Genomic DNA, 1,000 nt, shown 5'->3' on the forward strand with positions numbered 1-1,000 from the left:
TGATTGAAATTTTCTATATTTTGATAAACTTTTTCTAAAAATTCCAAAGGTAAAATAAAATCTTTACTGAGTATATTTTCTAAAATTTGTTTTAAAGCTAAAGCATCATTTAAAAATCTGTTAGCATTATCTTGATCTTTTTGTATTTTTTCTTTGAATTTAACTAGGAGTTTATCACTTCTATTTTTAGTTAAACTTTTTGGAAGTTCAAATTTAGGTTTTTCTTTTGTAAGGAGTTTTTCACAACATTCTTTAAAGGAAAGTTCTTCAGTAAAATTAATCCTTGCTCCACCTTCAGTAGCATTGTAAAATTTAGCTTCTTTACTGTTGCAAGCAAAAAGATATTCAAGTTTTATGCGATAATCATTCCAATCCATATGAGTTAAAACTTCACCTTTACCTGCATAGGCTGGGACTTTAAGTTTGTCTATATTTTCTTCACCGCTAAATTTCTCCCCAAAATCAAAACCTTTTGAATGTGAATTTCCTTCTTCATCAAAGGCTAAATCTTGTCCTATCATGATAATATTTTTAAATCCTAAAGCCAAAGCTAAGGTATAAGAAAAATGACTTACATGAGTACCTGTATCAATATAACCAAAGTCATTAAGATTGAAGCGTTGGTATAAAGCTTTATTTCTTAAAATAATCATACAATTTTCAGCCTTTAAACTACGCGCGACATTAGGATGTGTAGCACACTCAAGAGCGATAATGCTTTGTTTTAAATTTTCTTTATTTTGAAAAAATTTCATTGCTAAATCAGTAAAATCTAAATTCGTAACATAATCAGGCACTATGCCTTCTTTTTCAAGCATACTTAAAGCCCCATCAGCACAAAAGATCACTGCTTTTTCTTGATAAGCTTTAAGTAAAGGAAGTTGTTTAGCTAAACTAGGTCCTGCAGAAACTACTATAGCATTTTCGAATTTGTTTTTTCTTTCATTTAAGATTCTTTGAAAAGGAATGCTTTCAAGCATAGAAGGGATGTTTTGTAAAA

The 1,000-nt window shown here is 29.0% G+C and carries 1 protein-coding gene; it reads right to left on the reverse strand.

What is annotated here, in order from left to right; translation table 11 throughout:
- Nucleotides 1-1,000: motility associated factor glycosyltransferase family protein (locus AJ886_RS04565; RefSeq protein ID WP_148124025.1), on the reverse strand; the 1,000-nt coding region annotated here is incomplete at both ends.

The organism is Campylobacter sp. BCW_6465 (assembly GCF_001762815.1).
In the GTDB taxonomy this organism is placed as follows: Bacteria; Campylobacterota; Campylobacteria; order Campylobacterales; family Campylobacteraceae; genus Campylobacter_D; species Campylobacter_D jejuni.